22 protein-coding genes are annotated in these 23215 nt (G+C 67.9%); 5 read left to right on the top strand and 17 right to left on the bottom strand.

What is annotated here, in order from left to right; genetic code table 11:
* Positions 1-70: 70 nt before the first annotated feature.
* From Pph01_RS38550 to Pph01_RS38540, 3 genes are all read left to right on the top strand, one after another.
* Positions 71-1798, top strand: a complete 1728-nt coding sequence (locus tag Pph01_RS38550) for an ABC transporter permease (RefSeq protein ID WP_204078197.1) — start codon at positions 71-73, stop codon at positions 1796-1798.
* A gap of 26 nt (positions 1799-1824) precedes the next feature.
* Positions 1825-2973 (top strand): ABC transporter ATP-binding protein, encoded by a 1149-nt coding sequence (locus tag Pph01_RS38545; RefSeq protein ID WP_239117342.1) that lies wholly within the window; start codon positions 1825-1827, stop codon positions 2971-2973.
* 194 nt (positions 2974-3167) lie between these two features.
* Positions 3168-4451, top strand: a complete 1284-nt coding sequence (locus tag Pph01_RS38540) for an MFS transporter (RefSeq protein ID WP_204078196.1) — start codon at positions 3168-3170, stop codon at positions 4449-4451.
* Between the two features lie 4 nt (positions 4452-4455).
* Here Pph01_RS38540 and Pph01_RS38535 read toward each other — a convergent pair whose 3' ends face one another.
* Together Pph01_RS38535 and Pph01_RS38530 are read right to left on the bottom strand one after the other, a co-directional pair.
* The gene (locus Pph01_RS38535) at positions 4456-4911 is read right to left on the bottom strand and encodes an RpiB/LacA/LacB family sugar-phosphate isomerase (protein WP_204078195.1); all 456 of its coding nucleotides are present in this window, start codon (positions 4909-4911) and stop codon (positions 4456-4458) included.
* A gap of 62 nt (positions 4912-4973) precedes the next feature.
* Positions 4974-5912 carry a substrate-binding domain-containing protein gene (locus Pph01_RS38530; RefSeq protein ID WP_204078194.1) on the bottom strand — a complete coding sequence of 313 codons (939 nt, stop codon included), beginning with the start codon at positions 5910-5912 and terminating at the stop codon, positions 4974-4976.
* A 296-nt stretch (positions 5913-6208) separates the two neighbouring features.
* Here Pph01_RS38530 and Pph01_RS38525 point away from each other — a divergent pair, with 296 nt between their 5' ends.
* A complete protein-coding gene (locus Pph01_RS38525) occupies positions 6209-6991 on the top strand; it encodes a FadR/GntR family transcriptional regulator (protein WP_204078193.1) in 783 nt (260 codons plus the stop codon).
* A 70-nt stretch (positions 6992-7061) separates the two neighbouring features.
* Here Pph01_RS38525 and Pph01_RS38520 read toward each other — a convergent pair whose 3' ends face one another.
* From Pph01_RS38520 to Pph01_RS38460, 13 genes are all read right to left on the bottom strand, one after another.
* Complete coding sequence (locus Pph01_RS38520; protein WP_204078192.1) at positions 7062-8699, bottom strand: ethanolamine ammonia-lyase reactivating factor EutA; 1638 nt, start codon at positions 8697-8699, stop codon at positions 7062-7064.
* A gap of 46 nt (positions 8700-8745) precedes the next feature.
* The gene (locus tag Pph01_RS38515; RefSeq protein ID WP_204078191.1) at positions 8746-9861 is read right to left on the bottom strand and encodes a cupin domain-containing protein; all 1116 of its coding nucleotides are present in this window, start codon (positions 9859-9861) and stop codon (positions 8746-8748) included.
* 139 nt (positions 9862-10000) lie between these two features.
* Positions 10001-10741 (bottom strand): phosphoglyceromutase, encoded by a 741-nt coding sequence (locus tag Pph01_RS38510; protein ID WP_204078190.1) that lies wholly within the window; start codon positions 10739-10741, stop codon positions 10001-10003.
* 31 nt (positions 10742-10772) lie between these two features.
* On the bottom strand, positions 10773-11765 hold the full coding sequence (locus Pph01_RS38505; RefSeq protein ID WP_204078189.1) for a substrate-binding domain-containing protein: 993 nt from the start codon (positions 11763-11765) through the stop codon (positions 10773-10775).
* Positions 11766-11768: 3 nt separating this feature from the next.
* Positions 11769-12791, bottom strand: a complete 1023-nt coding sequence (locus Pph01_RS38500) for an amidohydrolase family protein (protein ID WP_204078188.1) — start codon at positions 12789-12791, stop codon at positions 11769-11771.
* A 37-nt stretch (positions 12792-12828) separates the two neighbouring features.
* On the bottom strand, positions 12829-13518 hold the full coding sequence (locus Pph01_RS38495) for a 4-carboxy-4-hydroxy-2-oxoadipate aldolase/oxaloacetate decarboxylase (RefSeq protein ID WP_239117341.1): 690 nt from the start codon (positions 13516-13518) through the stop codon (positions 12829-12831).
* A complete protein-coding gene (locus Pph01_RS38490; RefSeq protein ID WP_204078187.1) occupies positions 13515-14633 on the bottom strand; it encodes a zinc-dependent alcohol dehydrogenase in 1119 nt (372 codons plus the stop codon). Before Pph01_RS38490 ends, Pph01_RS38495 begins: the two co-directional genes overlap by 4 nt.
* A 120-nt stretch (positions 14634-14753) precedes the next feature.
* Positions 14754-15602 carry an alpha/beta fold hydrolase gene (locus Pph01_RS38485; protein ID WP_204078186.1) on the bottom strand — a complete coding sequence of 283 codons (849 nt, stop codon included), beginning with the start codon at positions 15600-15602 and terminating at the stop codon, positions 14754-14756.
* 76 nt (positions 15603-15678) lie between these two features.
* Positions 15679-16536 (bottom strand): 3-methyl-2-oxobutanoate hydroxymethyltransferase, encoded by an 858-nt coding sequence (locus tag Pph01_RS38480; RefSeq protein ID WP_204078185.1) that lies wholly within the window; start codon positions 16534-16536, stop codon positions 15679-15681.
* Between the two features lie 51 nt (positions 16537-16587).
* Entirely contained in the window at positions 16588-17076 is a 489-nt protein-coding gene (locus tag Pph01_RS38475) for a hypothetical protein (protein ID WP_204078184.1), read from the bottom strand.
* Positions 17077-17092: 16 nt separating this feature from the next.
* A complete protein-coding gene (locus Pph01_RS38470; protein ID WP_204078183.1) occupies positions 17093-18379 on the bottom strand; it encodes an aromatic ring-hydroxylating dioxygenase subunit alpha in 1287 nt (428 codons plus the stop codon).
* 108 nt (positions 18380-18487) lie between these two features.
* Positions 18488-18802: a 2Fe-2S iron-sulfur cluster-binding protein gene (locus tag Pph01_RS38465; RefSeq protein WP_239095196.1), complete on the bottom strand. Its 315-nt coding sequence runs from the start codon at positions 18800-18802 to the stop codon at positions 18488-18490.
* Between the two features lie 121 nt (positions 18803-18923).
* Entirely contained in the window at positions 18924-20207 is a 1284-nt protein-coding gene (locus Pph01_RS38460) for an NAD(P)/FAD-dependent oxidoreductase (protein ID WP_204078181.1), read from the bottom strand.
* Between the two features lie 569 nt (positions 20208-20776).
* On the opposite strand from Pph01_RS38460, the gene Pph01_RS38455 reads away from it, so the two are divergent.
* Positions 20777-21001, top strand: coding sequence for a hypothetical protein (locus Pph01_RS38455; protein ID WP_204078180.1), 225 nt, complete (start codon positions 20777-20779; stop codon positions 20999-21001).
* An 11-nt stretch (positions 21002-21012) separates the two neighbouring features.
* Here the strand turns inward: Pph01_RS38455 and Pph01_RS38450 are convergent, their stop codons facing one another.
* Both Pph01_RS38450 and Pph01_RS38445 read right to left on the bottom strand, forming a co-directional pair.
* The gene (locus tag Pph01_RS38450; protein WP_204078179.1) at positions 21013-21225 is read right to left on the bottom strand and encodes a hypothetical protein; all 213 of its coding nucleotides are present in this window, start codon (positions 21223-21225) and stop codon (positions 21013-21015) included.
* Between the two features lie 326 nt (positions 21226-21551).
* A complete protein-coding gene (locus tag Pph01_RS38445) occupies positions 21552-22550 on the bottom strand; it encodes a cupin domain-containing protein (RefSeq protein WP_204078178.1) in 999 nt (332 codons plus the stop codon).
* Positions 22551-23215: the final 665 nt, after the last annotated feature.

The following is a 23215-nucleotide window of genomic DNA, read 5'->3' as shown; positions in this document are numbered from 1 at the left end:
GCGGCATCGGTATCGGCGGTGCCGCCGCGCCCGCGATCACCGCAGGACTGGTTCAGAAAGAGGTGAGGGCATGACCGCGGCATCTCCCGCCGTACCTGCCCGCAAGGGAGCCGCGCTCGGATGGCTGCGCCGGTTGGGGACCCCCAAGATAATCATCATCCTCGTGGTCGCCGGCGTGATCGGCTATCTCGCGCTCGTACCCCTGTACTACCTGATCTGGGGCACCTTCTTCGACGCCAACGGCTTCACCCTCGGCGGCTTCGCCCGTGCCTATGGTGACCCGCGCGTCGGCGGCATGATCGGGAACTCGCTGTGGTTCGCGGTCGGAGCGGCCGTGCTGTCGCTGTGCGTCGGCACCGCGCTCGCCTACCTCAACGTCCGGACGGACGTCCCGTTCAAGGGGCTGTTCTTCGCCGCCTCGATCATTCCATTGATCATCCCGGGGATCCTGTACACCATCGCGTGGATCTTCCTGGCGAGCCCGGACATCGGCCTGCTCAACAAGGTGATCGAACCGATCTTCGGCCCGGGGTTCCTCGACGTCTTCACCGTGTGGGGGATGGTCTGGGTCGAGGGCCTGCACCTTTCGCCCATCGTGTTCCTCCTCATGGTCGCCGCCTTCCGGTCGATGGACCCCTCGCTCGAGGAGTCTGCGCTGATGAGCGGGGCCAGCAGGTGGCAGGTCTTCCGCCGAATCACCGTCCCGCTGACGCGCCCCGCGATCGTCGCCGCCGTGCTCGTCATGGTCGTACGCAGCCTGGAGAGCTTCGAGGTGCCGGCCCTGCTCGGCCTGCAGAACGGCATCTACGTCTTCACCAGCCGCATCTACTTCGTTCTGCGCTCCTACCCGCCGGACCTCGCCGCCGCGGGAGCACTGGCGGTAGGCCTTCTGGTGTTGGCGGTGATCGGCGTCGCGATCTCCAACCTCGTCGGGAGGTCGGGCAAGACCTACCAGACGGTGACCGGCAAGGGGTTCCGCCCTCGTCCGATGGAGTTGGGCAAGTGGCGGCCGGTCATGGGCGGCGCCATCGTGCTGTACTTCTTCCTCACCGTCGTCGGGCCGCTGCTCGTGCTGCTCTACACCTCGCTGCTCAAGTTCTACCAGGCGCCCTCCACCGAGGCCTTCGCGTCGATGTCCCTGGACAACTATCGCGAGCTGTTCCACATCTCCGACGCGACGACGGCGCTGAGGAATTCCCTCGTGCTCGGCCTGGGGTCGGCAACGCTCGTCATGGTCCTGATGGCAGTCGGCGCCTGGATAGTCGTGCGCTCGCGGATTCCCGGGCGGCAACTCGTGGACCACTTCTCGTTCGTCCCGCTCGTGATCCCCGGTCTGGTGCTGGGGCTCGCGCTCTCGTTCGTCTACCTGCGCAGCCCTGTCCCCATCTACGGCACGATCTTCATCCTGCTGATCGCCTACTGCACGCGCTACATGCCGTACGGCATGCGCTACGCGGTCACGTCGATGCACCAGATCTCCGCTGAACTGGAGGAGTCGGCGCAGGTGAGCGGGGCGAGCTGGTGGCAGACGTTCCGCAGGGTGCTCCTGCCGCTCCTGTCGCCCGGCCTCCTGGCCGGGTGGATCTACATCCTCGTGGTCTCGTTCCGCGAACTGTCGAGCTCGATCCTGCTCTACAGCCCAGGCAACGAGGTGCTTTCCATTCTCATCTTCGAGCAGTACGAGAACGGCCAGTTCACGGTGCTGGCGGCACTCGGTGTCGTCATGGTCCTCACCCTCGCCGTGCTCGTCATCATCGCCTACAAGCTCGGCGCCAAGGTCGGGCTCCGGCAGGACTGAACAACCGGCCTTTATCAGGAGGACAGGTGCTCCGCATCAACAACCTCGTCAAGACCTTCGACGGGGAGCGCCGCCGGCGCAGCTCGCGCGCGTCCGCGCCACGGGAGGCCCGGGTGTTCGCGGTCAACGACGTCAACTTCACCGTCGAGAACGGTCAGCTGTTCACCTTGCTCGGTCCCTCGGGCTGCGGCAAGACGACGACGTTACGCTCGATCGCCGGGCTGGAACGCCCTGACTCGGGGACCATCGAAGTCGGTGGCCGCGTCCTCTTCTCCTCAAGTGAGGGGAAGAAGTCGGTGAACATCCCCGCGAACGAGCGGGGACTGGGCATGGTCTTCCAGTCCTACGCCATCTGGCCGCACATGTCGGTTTTCGACAACGTCGCCTTCCCCCTGCAGGTGAAAAAGCGCGGCGACCGCGTGAGCCGTAAGGAGATCTCCGAGCGGGTGATGCGTGTGCTCGACACCATGGAGCTCGCCGCCCTGGCCGACCGCCAGGCGACCAAACTTTCCGGTGGTCAGCAGCAGCGGCTCGCCCTCGCCCGCGCACTTGTGATCGAACCTCCGCTCCTGCTGCTCGACGAGCCGCTGTCCAACCTCGACGCGAAACTGCGGGAGTCACTGCGTTACGAGCTCAAGAGGGTGCAGCGCGAGCTCGGCATCACCTCGGTGTACGTCACGCATGACCAGGTCGAGGCCCTGGCCCTCAGCAACTCGATCGCGGTCATGCGGGACGGCAACGTCGTACAGCTCGGCCGCCCCCGCGAGATATACGAGAACCCCAACTGCCGGTTCGTCGCCGAGTTCATCGGTACGTCGAACTTCCTGTCCGGCAACGTGGTGGCCAAGGACGGTGATCGATACACCGTCGACACGGCCGACGGGCAGCTCGTACTGGACTCGGCCGCGGCCCTTCCCATCGGCACCGACGTGATCGTGTCCGTGAGGCCGGAAGCGGTGGAGGTCAGCACCACATCCCGGGCGGGCGAGGTGCCCAACGAGTGGAAGGGCACGGTCCTGACCCGTGCCTACCTCGGAGACAGCCTCGACCACGTGGTGGGACTGGGCAAGCACGAGCTCAGGACACGCGGAAACCCCTCGACCTCGATCGAACCCGGGACCACGGTCTATCTGCGGATGGATCCCGCCAAGCTCGTGCTCGTGCCCGTCGACTGACCGCACATCCGACCATGAATCGCCGGGCTCGGCAGTGTTCTGGGCCTTCGGCGCCCAAGCGGCTCCCGTGAGGGAGCGCCTGTGTCTGGACTGAGGAACGCAGGGAGCGTAGCGACCGGAGTGACGAGGGAAGACACAGGATCTCAGCGACCGAACCGCGATCCGCAGGATCGCCATGAACACGGAGACACCGCGTGACACCCGCGATCCTGCGCAACCGCGACTTCACGCTGTATTGGGCAGGGGTCGTTCTGTCCCAGATCGGCACCCGCGGCACTGTGGCGGCGAATTTCTACCAGGTCTACGAGCTCACCCACTCGGTCGCCTACACCGGGCTGGTCGGCGCCGCGCAGGCGGTCGCGCTGCTTCTCCTCAGCCCGCTGGGCGGAGCACTCGCTGACCGCCTGGACCGGCGTCGTCTGCTCCAGGCCGCGCAGGGCGTCGCGTTGCTCGTCGCCGTGGTGCTCTCCTGGCTGACGCTGGCCGGCCAGGCCGAGGCATGGCACGTCGTGCTCTCCGTGGTGCTCACCACCGCCGCGGCGACTTTCGACCAGCCGGCCCGGCAGGCGCTGATCCCCGCTCTGGTGCCCAGGAGCCAGATCGGGCAGGCGGTCGCGCTGCTCAACCCGTCGCGGGAGCTCGCCGTCCTGGTGGGCCCGCTTCTGTCCGGCGTGCTCATCAGCCTGGCCGGGCCCGGACTGATGTACGTCGTCGACGCGGTGTCCTACGCGGTGCTGGTCGGAGTGCTCGCCACGCTCCGGATCTCCAAGCTGGAGTCGTCCGGGGAACGCCGTTCGATACTCGGGTCGATCGCCGAGGGCGCCAAGTACATCGCCCACCGGCCGCTCGTCTACAACCTCATGTTGCTCGACTTGTCGGCGACCGTGTTCAGCGCCTATCGCGTCCTGCTGCCGGCGCTCGCACTGGATGTGCTGCACGTCGGCGCGACCGGATACGGAGTGCTGTCCGGCGCCCCGTCCGCCGGTGCGCTGATCGCGACGTACGCGGTCTTCCGTACCGTGCAGCGCAGCCAACGGCAGGGCCGGGTCCTGCTGGTCTCCACGGCCCTCTACGGCATTTCCGCCATCCTCCTGGCGCACTCGCCGGTCTTCGTCCTAGCCGTGCTCGCCGCCCTGCTCCTCGGCGCCTTCGACGCCATGTCGACCACGATCCGGCATGCCGCGGTCCAGATCGACACACCCGACGAGATCCGCGGCCGAGTCACCGCCTTCTACCAGATGTCCTCGCGGGGCGGTCCGGCGATCGGAGACGTCGTCGTCGGGGCGGTGGCCGGCGTGATCGGACCCGTGGGAGCACTCACCATCGGGGGGCTGGGGCCGATGGTCGTCGCCGGGTGGTCATGGCTGCGGGGCGGCGTGGTGCGGTCCTACACCGGAATAGTGGAGGCCGATGACGAGGGGGTCGGGGAGGACGACGAAGATCCCGAAGAGGAGCGGCGTCCCGTGCCAGGGGCATGACCCGTCAGGTCAGCGACTCGCCACGCTCGAGCATGGCGATCTGGTCCAACCGCTGCTGGTGCGGGCCGCCCTTGAACCGGGTGTTCAACCACAGATCGACAATCTCGTCGGCCAGTTCCGGGCCGAGGACCTTGGCGCCGATGACGATCACATTGGCGTCGTTGTGGGCGCGGGAGATCTCAGTGGTGAACAGGTCGTGACACAGCCCGGCGCGGATGCCGCGGATCTTGTTGCAGGCGATCAGTTCGCCCATCCCGCTGCCTCCCACCACGATCGCGCGGTCGGCGTGACCGTCGACGACCCGGCCGCAGACGTCCGCGCAGAGCGGCGGATAGTCCACCGTCTCCCCGTCGGCGTGTGCGCCGCGGTCGTCGACCTCGTGACCTTGCGCGGTGAGCCGGGTGATCAGCCTCGCCTTCAACGCAAGACCATGGTGATCCGCCGCGATGGCTATCCGCATGCGCCCGCCTCACTAACTGTTGCCTGGTCGGATTGCGTACATCGCCACAAGATTCGGAGTGCTCAACCGGTCAGATTCACGGTGCTCTCCGCGAACAGCGACTCCACGGCGGGCCGCGTATCGAGGATGCGTTGGCTTGTCGCATGCTCGATGAGCTCGTCGATGACGGCACGGTTCGGCGCTATGCCGTAGGGCAGCGGGTCCGCGCCGGTGATCTCCATGACGCGCCGGTACATGAGATCCGTCGGTGTCGGTTCCTCGATCGCGTCGCGACGTAGCCGGTCGACGTACAGGTTCTTGGCCTCGACGAAGGCTTCGAACACGTCCGTGGCCAATCCGGGGTGCGCCGCGAGCAGGTCGTCCCGTACGACCACCAAGTGGTTGATGGGGTAATGACCGCGGCGGCGAAGCGCGGCGAAGCCGGCCTCCGTCGCGTCGGGTATCAGCGGCAGGAGGTCAGGAGGGCTGGAATCGACGCCGACCGCGGCAGCGAGTTCGCCGGTGGCCACCAGGTCGGCGAGGCTCTCTCCCGGCTGTAGCGGCTTGACGTTGCCCGGGGGACGGTACTCGGCGACGTGTTCGTCTCCGGAGGGCACCCAGGTCACCTTGCTGAGGTCGACACCGTACTCGTCCTGCAAGACGCCGCGCGCCCACACGCCGGTCGTCACGGTGTATCCGCGATTGACGCCGACCTTTCGACCTTCGAGATCCTTCGGATCTCGAATGCCGGCCTCCGGGGCGCGCACGATGGCGCCGTGATGGAATCCGCGCACCAGGAAGATCGGCAGTGCCGTGAACGGCTTGCTGTGCGCTTTGGCGCAGAGGTAGGTCGTCATCGCCATCTCGCAGACGTCGAATTCGAGCCCCCGAACCATCCGGCGGAAGGCGTCGACGAGAACCGGGACCTCCTCGAAGGCGAGGTCGAATCGCTTCGGGGTGACCGTGCCATTCTTGAGAGCGCGGTTGTTCCCCTGGGTTCGGGCCACCGTCCGTAGCGGCATGCTCGGCATGTTCTCTCCCGTTCACGGACATCCGCCGACACGGCTGCATCCGGAGCTTGCGCGCCGATGCTGCGGTGATTCCGACCAGCTCCGTGTGGGATACTAGCAAATAATCAGACCATTTGCCCAATGTTGGTGCGCCGCTAGTGGTGTGCGGGGCCCGGTCTGGCGCCGCATCGGGGCGACCAGGCGTTGCGACTTGGTAGGCGGCGGTGGTTGCTGAGCGTATTGGTCAGACCATTCCTGGTAACATGAAGAGCGCGGGGGATCCGCCAAGATCGTGGAGGGACGCCGGTATGGCAATGGGCCCATCGGATGGGACGGCGGGCCTCGGAGGGACGAAGGGCCTGTTCAGCCCGGTGAGCGTCGACCGCATCTCCGAGGTCATCGTGGAGCAGGTGCGGCTCCTGATAAGAGAGGGCAAGCTCGTCCCCGGCGACCGGCTGCCCAGCGAGCGCAGTCTGTGTGAGCAGTTCGGCGTCAGCAGAGTGACGGTCCGCGAGGCTCTCCGGGTGCTCGAGGCCAGTGGGCTGGTGGAGATCCGCGTCGGGGCTCGGGGAGGCGCCTTCGTCGTCCAGCCGTCCAGCGAACGCGTCGGGAAGGGGCTGGCTGAACTCATGACCTTGGCTTCGATGACGGCCGGCGACGTCACCGAGGCCCGTATGGTCTTCGAGCTCGGCATCCTGCCGCTGGTGGTGGAGCGCGCCACCGAAGAGGACATCGCGGACCTTCGGGTCCTCGTCGAACAGGGCCTGAACGCGCTGGAGAGCGGCTCTTACACCATGGCGATGTCGGCGGCGTTCCACGTGCGGGTCGCGTCCGCAGCGCACAATCCGGCAATCGAGATGCTGGTGCAGACCTTCCACGGCCCCATGCTCATGTCACTGCAACAGGCACATGTCGCCGCGCCGTTGATGGGTCCCCGGGGAGCGCACGAACACTTCGAGCTGGTCGAGGCGATCGAGCAGCGGGATCTCGAGCGAGCACGCGGCATCATGACCCGCCACCTGCAACGTACCGCCGACCGTCTGGCGGACTACCAGGACCCGCGTCTGGAGAATCTGGACGGCGAGGAGTAGCGATCGAGGTCGCGCCGGCCACGTCGGCGCACTTCGCCAAGCCGTCGCCCGAATGTCGATCCGCGAGCGTTCAGAGTGGGTCGCCGTCACACGTCGGCCGGTCGTGCCGGGGGTCCTGCTGGAAGAGCAGCGACTTTATCGTGACCGGTACGGTGTTCGACGGGAACCGTATCCGGCCGATGTCGATGTAGTCGAAATCGCGTAGGTTGAGACCGTCGATGACCAGGAGCTCGCCGGTGACCGCGAGCTCCTCCCGCAGCAGTCTGCCGAGCGTCATGGCCACGTCGCCGTCGAGCATGACGTACACCGGCCGGCCCTGCGTGATCCGGTCCGCGAGGCCATCACGTAGGCCGCGTGCGAAGGATATGAGCCGGTCGTAGCTCGGCAGGCCGTTCCAGGACATGGCGAGGGCGACGTCGGCGCCGGTCTGGCCGACGTCGAGGGCGACGAGGTGTCGCCGGATCGCCGCCGCGATCGCCGCCGCGTCGACCGTCTCCCCGAGCTCGTAGTGCGGCCGTATCACCTGCAGGTTGCGGCGGGGGAGCAGCGCGTCGGGGTCGGTGATGTAGCCGGTGTTCCCGCTGAGCTGCACGCTGTACTCCGACGCGCCCAGGGCGGTGGCGCGAATGCATTCGCCCGGTGGCAGGAGCGGGAACGGCAGCGCCCCGGAGTCGACCCGCCGGCGCAACGCCCGGCCGAGCGGCCGGCCGAGGTCGCCGAAGGTGCCGCTCTCCCGGTCGTAGACGTACTCCGCCACCCCGCCCGAGAACATCACCCCGTCGATCGGCCCGGCCTCCGCCGGCCGCTCGGTGAGGTAGAGCCCTGCGACGTCCTCGGGGAGCGGATCAGCGCTGAGTGCCGCGACGATCGCGTCCGCCATCGTCTCCGCCACCTTCTGCAGCTCCTCCGGCCGGGCGACGTCGCCGAGTTCCCAGGCGTAGCCGGCACGCGCGGCGTGACGACGTCCGGCCGGGTCGAGGCGGACGATGCGGTCCTGATTATCGACGACCAGGAGCCGGCCACCGATGTGGACCGCGGCCGTCGTCGCGACCCGGCCGCCGTCCAGCACCGCGAGCTTCGTCGTCCCGCCTCCGATGTCGATGTTCAGGATGCGCAGCCCGGTGTCGTGCGACACCTTCGCCGCGCCCGAGCCATAGGCGGCGAGCATCGCCTCCATGTTGTGGCCCGCGGTCGCGTTGACCAGCTCGCCCCCGCGCTCGGCCAGGACGCTCGCGATGGCCTCGGCGTTGCGACGGCGCAGCGCCTCGCCGGTCAGGATCACGACGCCGGTGTCGACGTCGGACGGGCGGACGTCCGCCCCGTCGTAGGCCTGGTCGATGATCGACCCCAGAGCCTCGGCGTCGATGTGCTCGCCGCTCGCGTACGGGGTGAGCGAGACGGGGGAGCGGTACAGCGTCTGCCGGCGGACCACGATGTAACGGGTCGTCAGGTCCTCGCCGATCCGCCGAAGGTGCAGTCGGGAGAACAGGACCTGCGTGCCGGACGATCCGATGTCGATGCCCACACTGTGCAGCGTGACGTTGTCCTGCTGCCAGATGGGGTTGTCCTCGATCGGGCTCAGCGCCTCGTCGTCGTGCGCGTGGTCGTGGTCCGGGACGTACGCCGAGTAGACCGTGGGCACGTCGCCGTGGTGGTGGCCGCCACGGCCGTCACCACGGATGTGGTCGTGCGTACCGGTGTGCCTCACGGTCGTACTCCTCACGTGCGTCGGAACCAGGCCTCGCGGTCCGGGGCTACGGCTTCGGCGGCAGTGTCTCGAGTTCGGCCGTGTACACCTTGTCCATCTGCGGCTCGATGCCGTACTTGGCCAGGGCCTCGCGGAAGGTCTCACGGACGTACGGCGACTCGTCGGCGTAGTCGATCTGGTCGCCGCCGATGCGCTGGCTGATCCACGCCTTCGGCACGCCCTGCGCGTTGCGGACCGACACCACCTCGTGCTTGAAGGCGAGGTAGCGGGCGGGCTCCAGGCCGACGTTGAAGTGCTGGTGGAACCACATGTTCGGCGGGACGATCAGTGAGCCGGGGCCCCACTCGTAGCGCCGCGGCTCCTCTCCTTCGGGCCACATCAGGCTGTATCCCGTACCCGACAGGATGATGACGTGAGCGCCCGGACCGTGGCGGTGCCCCTTCTTGTACGTCCCCACGGGGAACTGCGAGATGTGGCTGTTCATCGAGCCCTTGGCCATCGCGAAGCGGATGTGCCCGCCGCCCGCGCCGCGTTCCTTCGCCTCGACCAGCGGCAGGTTGACCGCGTCGGCGACGAAGTTCGTGTCCAACAGCAGTCCCTTCTGCTCACCCTTGGGGGAGAAGTAGTCGGGCTCGCCGGCGAAGCGGTTCGGGAAGTCCTTGGGGGTGTTGAAGACGAAATCGACGTCGTCATAGAGGTTGAGGACCGGAGGCAGGTTGGTCGAGGAGACGAAACGTGCGGCCTTCTGCCCGGACCCGTTGAAGTGCTGGTGATGGGCGTTGAGCGGGATGGCGAACAGCGAGCCGGCCTGCCACTCGAAGGTGACCTCGGCGCCGGCGTCGTTCCAGACCTTCGTCGAACCCTGCCCATCGAGGACGAGGATCATCTCCTCGAAGAGTTGCCGCTGCGGCGCCAGCATGCCGCCCGCCGGGATCTCGCAGACATAGCAGTCGTTCGACGTGCGGGTGGCCTCGTGGTTGATGAACACACCGCGCCCGCCTCGCCGTGCCCAGGGCTTGAGCTCCACCGTGCGCAGATCCGGGACGTAGTGGGCGGCGATGATGTCCAGCCCCTCGGCGGCGACCCAACGGGTGTAGGGCGACTCCTTCTCGGTGACGAACTTCGCCGCCAATTCGTCTTTGACGAGCGCGTCCCTGGCCATTCAGCAGCCCTTTCCTCATGGCCGGACGTGGGTTCCCCGTGCCAAGTGCTCGGCCGGCAAAGTCACGGTCCGGATAGGTTATTTGGTATGACCATAAGTCCAACAATGATCGGTGTCAACGAGGTGATCCCGCCGCCCCCTAACGCCCCTGGTCCGCCACCGCCTGGGCGCCCGCGGCGGCCGCTTCCGGGTCGAGGTAGCGGCCGCCGCGCTGGACCGGATTCAGATCCTCGTCGAGGTCATAGCGCAGGGGAATGCCCGTCGGGATGTTCAGCGCCATGACCTCCTCACGGTCCAGGCGGTCGAGGTGCGCGACGAGTGCCCGCAGCGAGTTGCTGTGCGCCACGACCAGCACCGTATGCCCGGCGCGCAGGTCGGGTGCGATGACGTCGTACCAGTAGGGCAGCAGACGGGCGATGACGTCGGCGAGTGACTCGGCCTGCGGCATGAGGTCACGGGGCACCGCGGCGTAGCGCGGGTCGCTCGCCACCTGCCACTCGTCGTCGGGGTCGACCGGCGGCGGTGGCACGTCGTACGACCGGCGCCAGAGCCGGAACCGCTCCTCGCCGTACTTTTGGAGGATCTCCCTTTTCTCCTTGCCCTGCAGCGCGCCGTAGTGCCGCTCGTTGAGCCGCCAGTGCCGGCCGACCGGGATCCAGACCCGGCCGGCGGCCTCCAGCGCGAGATTCCCGGTGCGCACCGCCCGCGTGAGCAGGGAGGTGTGCACCACGGTCGGCAGCAACCCGGCCTCGCGCAGCAGTCGACCGCCCTGCCGTGCCTGCACCTCACCCAACGGCGTCAGGTCGACGTCGACCCACCCGGTGAACAGGTTCTTGGAGTTCCACTCGCTCTCGCCGTGGCGAAGCAGGACCAGTCTCATCGTGCCTTACGCATCCTGAGCCGGCGCGTCATCAGATGACCGCCGACTCCGTCGACTCGGGAGCGAACAGTTCCTCGGGCTTCCACAGCCGCCCCGACAGCCCCTGCTCGTGGTGGTAGCGAAGGAAGGTGGCCAGTGTCTCGTGGTTGCCTTCGAGCCCGTAGGACCAGTAGTCCCTGCCCAGGAAGGCTCGTGCCTCCTCCAGTTGCGGGGTCAGCCAGGGAAGCATGAACCGCAGCGCCGAGGTGTCGTAGAGGTTGGCGTACGCCTCCTCCTTGGCCGCCAGCAGGGCCTTGTAGAGCGACTGGGCGACCCAGGGATGGCGGTCGTACACATCGCGCCGGATCACGACCACGTGCATGATCGGGAAGATGCCCGTCGCCGCGTAGTACTCCTTCTCGCTGCCGACGACGTCGGTGAACACCCGCCGCACCCGGGGGTCGCCGGCGGCGAACGGGCTCGGCACGCGCGGAGTGCACAGGGCGTCGATCTCACCCTCGGCCAGCATCGCGGAGAGTGTCCTGTCGTCGGGGATGCGGCTGATCCGCACCGACTCCGGCAGGCGGAGGCTCGCCTTCTCGATGCGGCCGGCCGTCTCCTGTCCTCCCGTGACGTAGGTGACCGAGTCGAAGGGGACGCCGTGCCGGTCGCCGAGGATGCCGCGCATCCACACGCAGGCGGTGAGCTGGTACTCCGGCGTGCCGACGATCTTCCCCCGCAGATCCTCCGGCGCGGAGATGCCGGCGTCGGCGTGGCAGTACAGCGACCCGTGCCGGAACATCCGGGAGGTGAAGACCGGCAGGGCCACGAACGGCGGGTTCTCAGCAGACAGCGAGACGACGTAGGAGGACAGCGACAGCTCCGCCACCTCGAACTCGTGGTGACGCATCATGCGGAAGAACGTCTCCTCGACGGGCAGCCGCAGATAGGTCAGGTCGATCCCGTCGGGGCGGATCGTCTCCTCGGCGAGGGCCCGTGTGCGGTCGTAGTCGCCGCAGGCGAAAGTGAGATGCAGCCGGGACATGGTCTACCTGCCTTCCGCGGTCAGTCGCGCGTGCAGTCGGGGATAGACGCGCAGGGTGTTCGCCTCGTAGACCTTGTGCCGCTGCTCGTCGGTGAGGTCGGCCCGGTCGACGTAACGCTTGGTGTCGTCCCAGGCGATCCCGGTCTCGGGGTCGACGCCGCGGACGGCACCCAGCATCTCCGACGCGAACAGGATGTTGTCCGCGGGGACGACGCGGTGCAGAAGGTCGATGCCGGCCTGGTGGTACACGCACGTATCGAAGAAGACGTTCTTCATGACGTGTTCCGACGGGTCCGGACGACCCATCCGTACGGCCAGGCCCCGGTAGCGGCCCCAGTGGTAGGGCACAGCTCCGCCGCCGTGCGGGATGACGAACCGCAGGGTGGGGAAGCGGTCGAACAGGTCTGCCTGGACGAGTTGCATGAACACCGAGGTGTCGGCGTTGAGGTAGTGCGCGCCGAGGGTGTGGAAGCTCGGGTTGCAGGACGTCGAGACGTGGATCATCGCCGGGACGTCGAGCTCCACCATCGCCTCGTACAGGGGGAACCAGTACTCGTCGGTCAGCGGCGGCGAGGTCCAGTACCCGCCGGACGGGTCCGGGTTGAGGTTGCACCCGACGAAGCCGAGGTTCTCCACGCACCTGCGGAGTTCGGCCGCCGCGTCGTCGAGCGTGCCGCCGGGTGTCTGGGGCAGCTGGCACACGCCGGCGAAGTAGTGCGGGAACAGGCCGACCACCCGGTGGACGAGGTCGTTGCTCACCCGCGCCCATACGCGTGCGGTCTCCGGGTCGGGTACGTGGTGCTCCATCCCTGAGGCCTTCGGCGAGAAGAGCGTCAGATCGGCGCCGCGCTCGCGCATCAGCTTCAGCTGGTTGTTCTCGACGCTCTCGCGGATCTCGTCGTCGCTGATCTCGGCCGGGGCCGGCGCGGGCAGGGAGGCGTCGGCGAGCCGGGCGAGCTGCGCGTCGCGGAACGCCTGGTGTTGCCGCGGCGCCGTGGTGTAGTGCCCATGGCAATCGATGATCATCGGTGCGTGTGCTTTCTGTGAGAGCCCGGCGGCCGGTTCACTCGTCCGGCCCCTGGTCGACGTAGGTCAGCCCCTTTTGCGCCAGCCGTTCGCGCATGGAATTGACGTCGAGGCCGAGTTCCCCGCGGGCGTAGCGCTCGCGGAGCACCGCCTCCCGCTCTTCCCGCGCCTGCGACGCCTCCAGCACCTGTGCTGCCCGGCGACGCTGGACGACCACGACCCCGTCGTCGTCCGCGACGACCACGTCTCCCGGCTCGATCCACTGGCCGGCGCAGGCCACGCCGACGTTGACGTCGCCCAGGGTCTCCTTCACCGTGCCGAACGCGCAGATGTGCCGCGCCCACACGGGGAACCCCATCCGCTGCAGTTCGGCGACGTCGCGGCAGCCGGCGTCGATGATCAGCCCCCGTACGCCGCGTGCGGCGAGCGACGTGGCGAGCAGCTCGCCGAAGTAGCCGGCCTCCGAGGGGGAGGTGGGCGCGACGACGAGGACGTCACCGTCCTGGCACTGCTCCACCGCCACGTGGATCATCCAGTTGTCCGCCGGCGGCACGCTCACCGTGACCGCAGTGCCCGCGATGTGCGCGCCGGAGTAGATGGGGCGCAGGGCGGGCGCGAGCAACCCGGTGCGTCCCTGTGCCTCGTGGATGGTGGATACGCCGAACCCGCCGAGGGCATCGACCGTCGACTTGTCCGTACGGCGCGGGTTGCGGACGACGATGCTCACGCTTCCTCCGCCCAGGGCAGCAGGGAGACATGGACGACGTCCGTGGCACCCTCGCCGCCGACGGTCCGGATGGCGCGGTCGACGTCCTTCAGGCCGAAGCTGTGGGTGCTGAGCTTTTCCAGCGGGAAGCGTCCGGAGGCGAGCTGTTCGAGGGCGAGCTCACAGGAACGGTAACTGTGGCCGCGGGCGCTCTTGATGCTGATGGACTTCTCTGTGACCTTCTTGAGCGGGAAGTCGGGGAAGGCGGCGAGCTCGCCCTGGACCACCATCGTGCCCTCGCGGCGTTTGAGCGCGTCGATGCCGAGCAGGATGGGCGCGGTACCGGCGCCGGCCGTGCAGTCCAGCACGACGTCGACCCCCCTGCCGCCGGTGATCTCCAGTACGCGCTGGAGGGCGTCCTCCCGCGTGACGTCGATGACGTCGTCTGCTCCCAACTCCTTCGCCAGAGCGAGCCGCGCGGTGTCCCTCGTCGTCCCGGTGACGATGATGCGGGAGGCGCCGGCCTGCTTGCAGGCGACGACCTGGGACAGTCCCTGCTGCCCGGGGCCCTGGATGAGGACTGTTGAGGCGTAGCCGACGCCCGCGGTGACCAGCGCCCACTCGATGCCGTTCGAAAGCGGCGTCACCAGTCCCGCGAGTTCGGCGGAGACACCGTCTGGAACGCGGTGCGTCACCGAGTTCCAGGGCAGGTAGAGGTATTGCGAGAAGCCGCCCCACAGGTGGTAGGGGTTGTTCGCGGAGGTATAGCCGTAGCGGCGGGCGTCGGGGTTGGTACGCCAGTCGGTCGCCTCGCAGTGACGGTACTCGCCCTGGTGGCACCAATCGCAGCGGAAACAGCCGACGTAGTGCTCGACGAAAACGCGGTCGCCTTCCTTCAGGCCCTTGCGCTCGGCGAACGTGCGTCCCGCCTTCACGATGACGCCGACGTTCTCGTGGCCCATGATCACCGGATCCGCGAACGGTGGCTTGGCGTACATCTTCACGTCAGTGCCGCAGATCCCGGCGACCTCGACCTTGAGCAGGGCGCCGTCGTCGGGGATGTCCGGCATCGAGAACTCGCGTAGTTCGGTTGTGCCGGGCCCGGTCCTGACCGCTGCCAGCACCTGCTCTGCCATGCCGTCTCCTCATTTTTGGGCCCGTCCAACGCACCCAGCTTGCTGACCTATGACCTTTTCTCTGGCTCCGGAGCCCGCCCGCCGGTGCCGCCTCGCGTAGGGCGCCGAGCGTCCGGCGCCCTACGCGCCGTCCAGGAACCGCAGTATCCGGGCGGGAGCCGTCTCCTCCGTCTGCTCGGCCACCGGGACGTCCCAGTACTCCGCGCGTGGGAGGCACTCCTGGAGGTAACGGGCGGCCGACGGCGCGTGTGAGTCGTCCTGCCCGGGGATCACGAGCGCGGGGATGTCGAGCCGCAGAAGGTCCTCCGGTTCCGGTCCGGGAACCGTGTCGCGGTCGAACAGCAGCCGGGCCATGCCGCTGACCAGCACCTGATAGCGGTCCGGGTCCGTACGCACGTACATGTCGGCGAACTCCGGATCGCCGCGGAGCACGCTCGCCCAGGGGCCCAGCCGGGGCTCCGCGGAGAAACCCAGGTCCGAGATCTTCGCGAGCCCCGCCACCTGTTCCAGGCCGTGGGCGCCCGCATAGGCCAGGTGCCGGCCGAACCGGGCGTGCTGCTTCATGCGGTATTTCACCCCGCCCGCCGGCGAGTACAGCACCATGCTCAGGACGCGCTCCCGATGTGCCACCCCGACGGCCGCGACGCTGGAGCAGCCGACGCAGCCGCCGATCAGATGCGCCTGCGCGATGCCCAGATGATCGAGTAGTCCCACACCCTGCGCCACGTAGTCGGCCCACGAGATCCGTTGCAGCCGGCCGCCGGACCGGCCCGACTCCCGCCGGTCGAAGGCGATGCAGGTGTACTTCTCGCTGAGGTGATCGAGCAGCCGCAGGCGCCGGTAGATCCCCACCGTCCGCCAACTCTCCAGGCTGGAGTCGAAACCGCCGGGAGAGAACATCAGCAGCGGCGGGCCGGAGCCGGCCACCTCGTAGCGGGTGGTGATCCCGTCGACAACGGCGGTGGGCATGGACGGTGCTCCTCGTGGTCGCCTGCCGGGCGCCTCGGTTCGTGACGCGGGCAGTGCCGGGTGAGAGTGGACAGGGTCAGGGGGCGGGCGGCACGGGGATGCCTCCGGCGACCTGACGTGCGGAGCGCACGTCCTCGGCATAGGCCGTGATCGCGTCGAGGGTTGTCCGTGCGACGTTCGCGTAGGTGTCAGGAGGGTTGTCGATGGCCGACGCGGCATAGCCGATGGCGGCGTGCGCCATGCGCATCCGGCCGTCGAGCCACGGGCCGCCGCCGAATCCTCCGACGACCGGAATGGAGACGGCCTCGGCGACGGCGGCTCCGACGATCGGTCCGGAGTTGGTGAAGTTGAGCAGTACGGCGCCCGCCTCCTCCAGTCGCTTGGCCTCGGCGACCAGAGCGTCCTTCATCGCCACCGGCACCTGGTCGTGGCTCGACGGGATCGCGTTGTATTCGACCCCGTAGCGCAGCGCGGTCTGCGGGGTGATCCCGAACTGCGCGAACACCGGAATGCCCGCACGAGTGATCGCCGTGACGGAGTCGAGGAAGTCCGAGGCCCCGTCCAGCTTGACCATGTCGACGCCGGCCTCCTTGACGAACCGGATGGCCGCCCGCACGGCGCTGTCCGTGCCCTCCTGCAGGGGGCCGAACGGGAAGTCGGCGCTGAGCAGGGCCCTGCTCACCCCCCGGCGGACCGCCTGCGTCACCAGGATCATCTGGTCCATCGTGACCTCGAAGGGGTTGGAGTGCCCCCACAGGTTCACGCCGACCGTGTCGCCCACCGAGACGATGTCCACGCCGGCCCGGTCGACGATGCGGGCGATCTGGTAGTCCCAGGCCACGACACCGACGATCTTGCGGCCGTCGTCCTTCATCCGCTGCAGGGTACGCAGGGTGATCTTCTCCGGCATCTCGCCGTCGCCTTCCTCCGTCAAATCGTGTGGCCTGGTCCGGCTGCCGGCCCGCTAGGGAGTGTCGGACACGAGCTAGACCCTCAGAGCTCTGAGCAGTTCAAAGGCATCGCTTTCATCCGCCGACAGCAGCAGGACCCGGGCATGCGGCCGGAGCGCGGCGACAGCGTCGTCGGCCTCGAAGCCGTCGCCGAGCACCACCCCCGCCGTGGTGATGGCGCGCGCGCTGCAGGCGCTGCCGATGGCGGCCGCCCGAGTCCCTCCCGAGTCATCGGTCGCCATGATCACCACCACGTCGGTGTCCCTCAGCATGTCGTCCAGCGCGGCCGGCACTCCGTCGAGTCTGTACAGCAGGAACTCGTCCGCCGGCCCGCGGTCGGGTGCGGCCTCGCATGTGTAGAACCGGGCGTTGGCCCAGGGGCCGTCGGAGATGCGTCGGGCGACCGACGCGGCTCTCGTGTCCAGCGCGATGACGCGGGCGTTCCTCGCGGGTGCGATCGGCACGGTGATTCGGTAGCGCGACTCGCTCGCGGAGGCCGCCTTGGCGCTTTCGCTCGCATACATCGGCAGCGACGACATCTCAGACCGACGAGTGCGGGACGCCGGGCGTGGCCTTGATCGCGTCGCGGCAGGAGTCCAGGAACGACTCGGCCTGCGGCAGCACAACCGCCGCCGAGCGCACCCGGTGGTGCGCCGTGTCCACCCCGGGAGGCGTCACGCCTTCGTCCCGCAGCGCGATCGCCGCCTTGCGCAGTTTCTGACGGGCCTTGATGATCCCGCTGTCGGCCGGGACCAGCCGCTCCTTCGTACGGTCCACGATCGGCCCCATGCTCTCCTGCAGGGAGGCGTCCTGCATGGCGATGCCCGCCACGCCGGAGTAGGTCTCCCCACGCTTCTGCGCCTCGCGGTCGATCAGGTAGTCGTTGTCCATGTTGGCCATGGGCCGGTAGGTCCCCGGGATGTTCTTGCTGTGCACTCCGTGGCCGTCGATCATGGCCTGGCGTTCCGCGGCCGTCAGCGGACGGCCCGGGTGGTAGTCGAAGGAGTACGTCCAGCAGTTCTCGTCGTCGATCGGCACCCAGAAATGGCCGTGCAGCGGGTGGTCACCGCGTGGCGGCACCATCGTGAAGGCCGGCATCACGTACGGCGTGATCCGCCAGTAGTAGCTGCCCTCCTCGGCGTTGCGACGGGCGCCGACGAAGAGCCCGCCCTCGCTGTCGGCGACCTCGAAGAACGGCTTGGTGTCCTTCATGTTGTACTCGTTGCCCTTGGCGCCCTTGAACAACGGGTCGGACTTCAGGCCGCCGGAGTGCAGGAACGTCACGTGGCTGGAGTCGATGCCGCCCTCGAACGCCTGCAGCCAGTTGCACTGCTGCCACCGTTTGGAGGTGTAGGTCTGCTCCGGCGGAACGTGCGCGAACTCGAACTCCGGCAGGTCCGGCCGCTTGGCCGGGTCGCCCATGTGGGTCCACAGGACGTCGCCGACCTTGACCAGCGGGTACGCGCGCAGCTTCACGTTCTCACAGAAGCTGCTGTTGTCCGCCTCCGACGGCACCTCGATGCACTGGCCGGTGACGTCGTATTTCCAGCCGTGGTACGGGCAGCGCAGTCCGGACCCCTCATTGCGACCGAACCACAGCGAAGCGCCGCGGTGCGCGCAGAATTCGTCGATAAGGCCATATCGCCCTTCGCTGTCGCGGAAGGCGATCAAGCGTTCGGACAGGAGCTTCACGCGCACCGGCGGTGAGTCGTTCTCCGGGAGTTCCTCGGCGAGCAGCGCGGGAATCCAGTACTGCCGGAACAAGTCGCCCATCGGCGTCCCGGGACCGGTCTGCGTCAAAAGCTCGTTGATGTCCTGCCTTAGCACGGCCGTTTCCCCTTCATGTGATGGATCGATGCCGGACTGGCGGTATCGGATCCGCGATGCTGGTCCGCGCTCCCACCGGGCGGCCGACGGTGTGTCCGTGTCCGGGTGTCATGGCTGCTCCGGAGGGATCTCCACCCTCAGACCGTCGAGGGCCGCTGTGATGCGTATCTGGCATGAGAGGCGACTGGTGCCGCGACGCTCCGAGACCCCCATGTCGAGCAGGTCCTCCTCCATGTCATTGGGAGGCCCCACAACAGGTGCGAACTCGTCGCTCACCCACACGTGGCAGGTGGCGCACGAACAGTTCCCGCCGCACTCCGCGACGATCCCGGGGACGCCGTTCTTGACCGCGGTCGCCATGACCGTGTCACCGACCGTCGCATCCACGGCGTACTCGCGACCGGCGCTGTCGATGTAGATCACTTTGGACAAGGTGCCCATGTCCTCTCACGGTCGTTCTGCCGGACGCGCACCGATGAAGTTACTATGGTATGTCCATTAGACCAGAGTCGGTCATCTGCTACAAGCGGCTTGCCCCACCCGCTCACGCCTCCGCCCGCTGAACGGCCGGCGCCGCCGGGGCCGGACCGCCGACGAGGGACCTCAGGGGAATGTCGGGATCGGCGGCGCGGTCCGGAGCGATGCTCGCTCCCTGGCCGAGGGCCTTGCGTACCGTCATGTAGTCGGCCGGGCGGTTGACGGCGTCAACGGCCAGCAGCCGGTCATGCCGGTAGTACAGGACGGAGAAATGCTCGTCAGCCGGGTCACCGCGTACGACCTGGGTGTCGTAGCCGGCGGCGAGGCCGGCGATCTGCAACCTGAGGTCACCCTGGTAGGACCAGAACCACGGCACCGACATCACGGTGTCAAGCCGGCCGAGCAGCGTCGCGGCTGCCACTTGGGCCTGAGCCACGGCGTTCTGAACCGACTCGAGCCGTACCCGTCCCTGGCCGGTGATCGGGTGCGGCTGCACGGTGCAGTCGCCGGCGGCGACGACGGAAGGGTCGCTGGTACGGGCGTGGGCATCGACGACGATACCCTGGTCGCACATGAGTCCCAGTTGTTCGGCGAGCTCCGTGCGGGGGAGAACGCCGACTGCGACCAGGACCAGATCGGCCGGCAGGCGCGCGCCGTCGGACAACGTGACGCCGGTGACCCTGCCGTGTTCCCCCTGGAAGCCGGACACCGCGGACGAGAGCCGGACGTCGATGCCGCGGCGAAGGTGCGCCTGACGATAGAACTCGGAGATCACGGTTCCCACGGACCGGGCCATCAGCCGTTCCGCGGCCTCGACCACCGTGACGGATCGTCCGAGGCTGCGGGCCGCCGAGGCCACCTCCAGGCCGATGAATCCGCCGCCGACGACGACGACGTTCGTGGCGGTCGAGAGCTGCGTCCGCAGGTCGGCGGCGTCGTTGTACTCGCGCAGGTAGCAGATCCCGCCGAGGTCGGCGCCGGGCAGGGGAAGCCGCCTGGCGCCCGCTCCCACGGTCAACGCCAGCCGATTGAAGGGCAGTTCGCGCCCGCTCGCGGTCATAGCGACTCCTGAGCCCGGCGGGCCCGACGTGGACAGGCTCACCTCGCTCACCCGCTCACCGCATACGAGGTCGATTCCGGAGTCGGCGTAGAAGTCGGGCGTGCGGAAGGCCAGCGAGTCGAGCGCCGCCTCGCCGGCGAGGAACTCCTTGGAAAGGGGCGGCCGCTGGTACGGCTGATGATCCTCCTCGCCGACCAAGATGATCGGTGAGGTGTCGCCGAGCTGCCGCAGGGACACGGCCACTTGCAGGCCGGCCTGGCTGCCGCCGACGATCAGTGTCCCGTTGCTCATCGGGCCCCCCGGAAGTGGGGTCGGAACGGCCGCCTCCGTGGAGATGGCCCCGCATCCTGAGCCCGCCAAGGGCGACACCGCTGGTCCATACGTGACATGGAATCCTCTCCCGCGGTTAGGTAATACCATTAAACCACCGAAGGCGACCGACGTCCCCGTCGACTTCGTGCTGGGCGCGGATCATCGGATCGTGGAGTTCGGGGAAGCCGTGAGGCATGCTTACGAGTGATCAGGCCGAGCGGGGTTTCGGGGATCGGATGTCGGCAGCGCCCAAAGTGAGGCACGTGAGCAGCGGCCCCCGGCGAACGACCTGGTGGGGGCGCCTGGCAGCGGCGCGACGCGGATCAGAGCACGTGACCAGCACTGCCGATGTAAGGATCACGGCGGCGGACGTCAGCGCATTGACCGCACACCGGGCGGCGGCGAGCCACGTGACGACGATCCCAGCGAGGGCCGGACCACCGGAAGCACGACCGCGCAGGGCGTGATCGACGACGAGAACCGGTCAGATCACGGACCAAACCCCGTGTGTCGAGAGTCAGCCGAGCACGGTCGTACTATCCGGCAACTTGATCGTCGAGCGTCGTGCGCGCCTCGTCGATCTTGTCGCGCATATCGGGAACAGGCTTTCTTCCACGCATGTCGACAGGCAGCCATTCCACGTTGATGGTGGTGTTCGCCGGCTTGCGCGCGAACGTGGCCGCCTCTCCGGGCCGGTCGGCGCAGGTTATCTGAAGCTCTTACGCCTCCACGCACAACGCGTCGCCGTCGCAGAACAGATGCCGGGCCGATAACACGATCAGCCTCAGCTCACATAGTGATCCGTCAACCAGCCGGCCATGTGGTCGAAGGTCGTCTTCACGGTGTCGCCGTACTGCACGGGCGTCTTCTCACACCGGCTTGCACGCGTGACGCGTACGGTGCGGGCGACCTCGACCCGGGTCGTGCCGTCACCGCACAGCACCGGGTACTTGCTCTTCGTATGCGAGATGAGGAGTACGTCGTGCCACATCCCCACGTTGCCATGGAAGGCGGGGAAAGTTCTCAGCGTCCGGGAACTGTCCGCCGTCTTGGGCAACCCTGTCGACGAGGCTGTGCGCTCTTCGTGAGCCGCTGCATGCGCTTGGCCTGGGCTGGCAGGCAGTCACGGCGGAACGTGGGGAGGACCACTCCATCTGCCGGTGGCAGCCAATTCAGCCGACGTGACCGCCTCGCTCCGAGTGCTGGAGCGAGGCGCTCTTCATATGGACGACGTCACGGTGGTTCTGCCACCCGTTCTCGATGAACCTGCCGCGCCGGCTCTTCCGGCACCGCAGCGGGTGACTCCGGTCGTCGTCCGCGTGCTCACGACGTCGCGTTCGAGGCGGGCTCGAAGTAGTGGACCGTGTCGTAGCCGAGGTGCTTGAAGACGCGGTTCTGCGCGTTGAACAGCCGCATCGGGGTCCCGTCCGCCGCGAAGATCTGGCAGACGTGGTTCTGCGGGACATAGAGGGTGTCGCCCTGCCGGATGTCGTAGCGCTTTGGCTCCAGGGCGATCCTCGCGTAGTACTTCTCCGCGATCTCCGCCTCGACCTCCCACTGGAGCGCGTACCCGCCGCCCTCGAGGACGTAGTAGACCTCGTCGGCCATCTTCCAGTACTTGCCGCTGTGACCACCCGCGGGGATGTCGAGTTCGAAGGCGTCCACGCTGAAGATGCGGGCGTCCGTGCGCTCAGGTGAGGACATGACGCGGACCCGCCCCAGCGGGGTGTCCTGCCAGGTCGTGTCCGCGGGGGAGATCACCTTCTTGCGGTCGAGGACTCCAGGCGTCCAGATCCGGGACCAGTCCTCACGGGGTCCGAACCGCTCCTCCTCTTCAACCGGTCCCGACCGGCCCTGCTGGATGAGCCCCATGAACATCCACGTGCACTTCGCCTTCACCACGAGGGCGACGGCCCGCTCCTGGTACGGGTTGAAGTGCCGGTGCACCGAGTCGGTGTGCACGAAGACCAGGTCGTCCTTGTTCCACTCGTAGCGCTGGTCGTCGTGGATCTCGTAGCCCTTGCCCTCCAGGATGTAGAAGGCGGCCTCGTTCTGGTGGCCGTGGCCGTGATTCGACGACTCGGGGGGCAGCTCCACGAAGTGGACCTGGATGGTCTGCGTGAGGAAGTCCTCGTCGCCAGGACCGATCCGCCACCAGGTCCGGCTCTTCGCGCTGTCGCCCGAGTGCCCGACCTTCGCGTCGTCGACGACGACGCTGTCGTCACGCACCCGGTCCACCGCCAGTTGGCGGCGCCGGAACTCACCGAGGCCGTACGTCTGCGAGGTGAGTCCACGCACGAACACGCGTCCGCTCTTGCCCATTGGTCCTCCGATTCTCGGTCATCGTCCTGCTCGGGCGCCGGTGCGCCACCGGTGCCCGGGCCACGGTTGCTTCGATTCGGCCAGCCGGATCGTCAGCTCCGTGTCCACGCCTACCCGTCCCACCTTCGTGGCTCCGCCGGGGCTCCCCGGTGGAGTGAGATGGCCGGGCAGGCGGTCGTGAAGAAGGGCGCGTTGTCCTGTCTGTGCTCCCGCGCCTTGTCGGGCATCTCGCCGGTTCCTGTCACCGACGATCGCGTCGATCGGGCAGGCCGGGTGGCATGCGCCGCGCTCGATGCACTCCAGCGGGCAGGGGTGGGGCTTCCTGTCGCCTCCGTGTGTGCAGCACTTTCATGGGGGCGGCGCCGATGATCGGGGCGGCGACCTCGAACGCGTGCCGTGGCTGCGTGTCCATGTACTCCCCTCACAGGGCTCCGACCCCAGGTAGGTGAATGGTATTACCTTCGTACCATCGGTCGCAATGGTGCAGCCCTGTGCCGCAGTGTCCGACGCGACAAGACGATCCGGCTAGCAGCCTCTGAACTGCATCTTCAGGTGTTCACCCATCGTGGTTGGACGGCGGGAGGCAGCAGTAGGATCCGGGCCGGAGCGGTTGTCGAACGCGCGGTGACGCGTTCGTCGTCGGTGTAGGGGCCGATCCGCGCGAG

Source organism: Planotetraspora phitsanulokensis, from assembly GCF_016863295.1.
GTDB classification, from domain to species: Bacteria; Actinomycetota; Actinomycetes; order Streptosporangiales; family Streptosporangiaceae; genus Planotetraspora; species Planotetraspora phitsanulokensis.
This window is presented reverse-complemented; position numbering and strand designations above follow the sequence as displayed.

Excerpts from the sequence above, each read along its gene's own strand:
- Pph01_RS38550 (WP_204078197.1), top strand. The coding sequence starts at position 71 with ATGACCGCGGCATCTCCCGCCGTACCTGCCCGCAAGGGAGCCGCGCTC.
- Pph01_RS38535 (WP_204078195.1), bottom strand. The coding sequence starts at position 4,911 with ATGCGGATAGCCATCGCGGCGGATCACCATGGTCTTGCGTTGAAGGCG.
- Pph01_RS38530 (WP_204078194.1), bottom strand. The coding sequence starts at position 5,912 with ATGCCGCTACGGACGGTGGCCCGAACCCAGGGGAACAACCGCGCTCTC.
- Pph01_RS38525 (WP_204078193.1), top strand. The coding sequence starts at position 6,209 with ATGGCAATGGGCCCATCGGATGGGACGGCGGGCCTCGGAGGGACGAAG.
- Pph01_RS38515 (WP_204078191.1), bottom strand. The coding sequence starts at position 9,861 with ATGGCCAGGGACGCGCTCGTCAAAGACGAATTGGCGGCGAAGTTCGTC.
- Pph01_RS38510 (WP_204078190.1), bottom strand. The coding sequence starts at position 10,741 with ATGAGACTGGTCCTGCTTCGCCACGGCGAGAGCGAGTGGAACTCCAAG.
- Pph01_RS38505 (WP_204078189.1), bottom strand. The coding sequence starts at position 11,765 with ATGTCCCGGCTGCATCTCACTTTCGCCTGCGGCGACTACGACCGCACA.
- Pph01_RS38500 (WP_204078188.1), bottom strand. The coding sequence starts at position 12,791 with ATGATCATCGATTGCCATGGGCACTACACCACGGCGCCGCGGCAACAC.
- Pph01_RS38490 (WP_204078187.1), bottom strand. The coding sequence starts at position 14,633 with ATGGCAGAGCAGGTGCTGGCAGCGGTCAGGACCGGGCCCGGCACAACC.
- Pph01_RS38485 (WP_204078186.1), bottom strand. The coding sequence starts at position 15,602 with ATGCCCACCGCCGTTGTCGACGGGATCACCACCCGCTACGAGGTGGCC.
- Pph01_RS38475 (WP_204078184.1), bottom strand. The coding sequence starts at position 17,076 with ATGTATGCGAGCGAAAGCGCCAAGGCGGCCTCCGCGAGCGAGTCGCGC.
- Pph01_RS38460 (WP_204078181.1), bottom strand. The coding sequence starts at position 20,207 with ATGAGCAACGGGACACTGATCGTCGGCGGCAGCCAGGCCGGCCTGCAA.
- Pph01_RS38445 (WP_204078178.1), bottom strand. The coding sequence starts at position 22,550 with ATGGGCAAGAGCGGACGCGTGTTCGTGCGTGGACTCACCTCGCAGACG.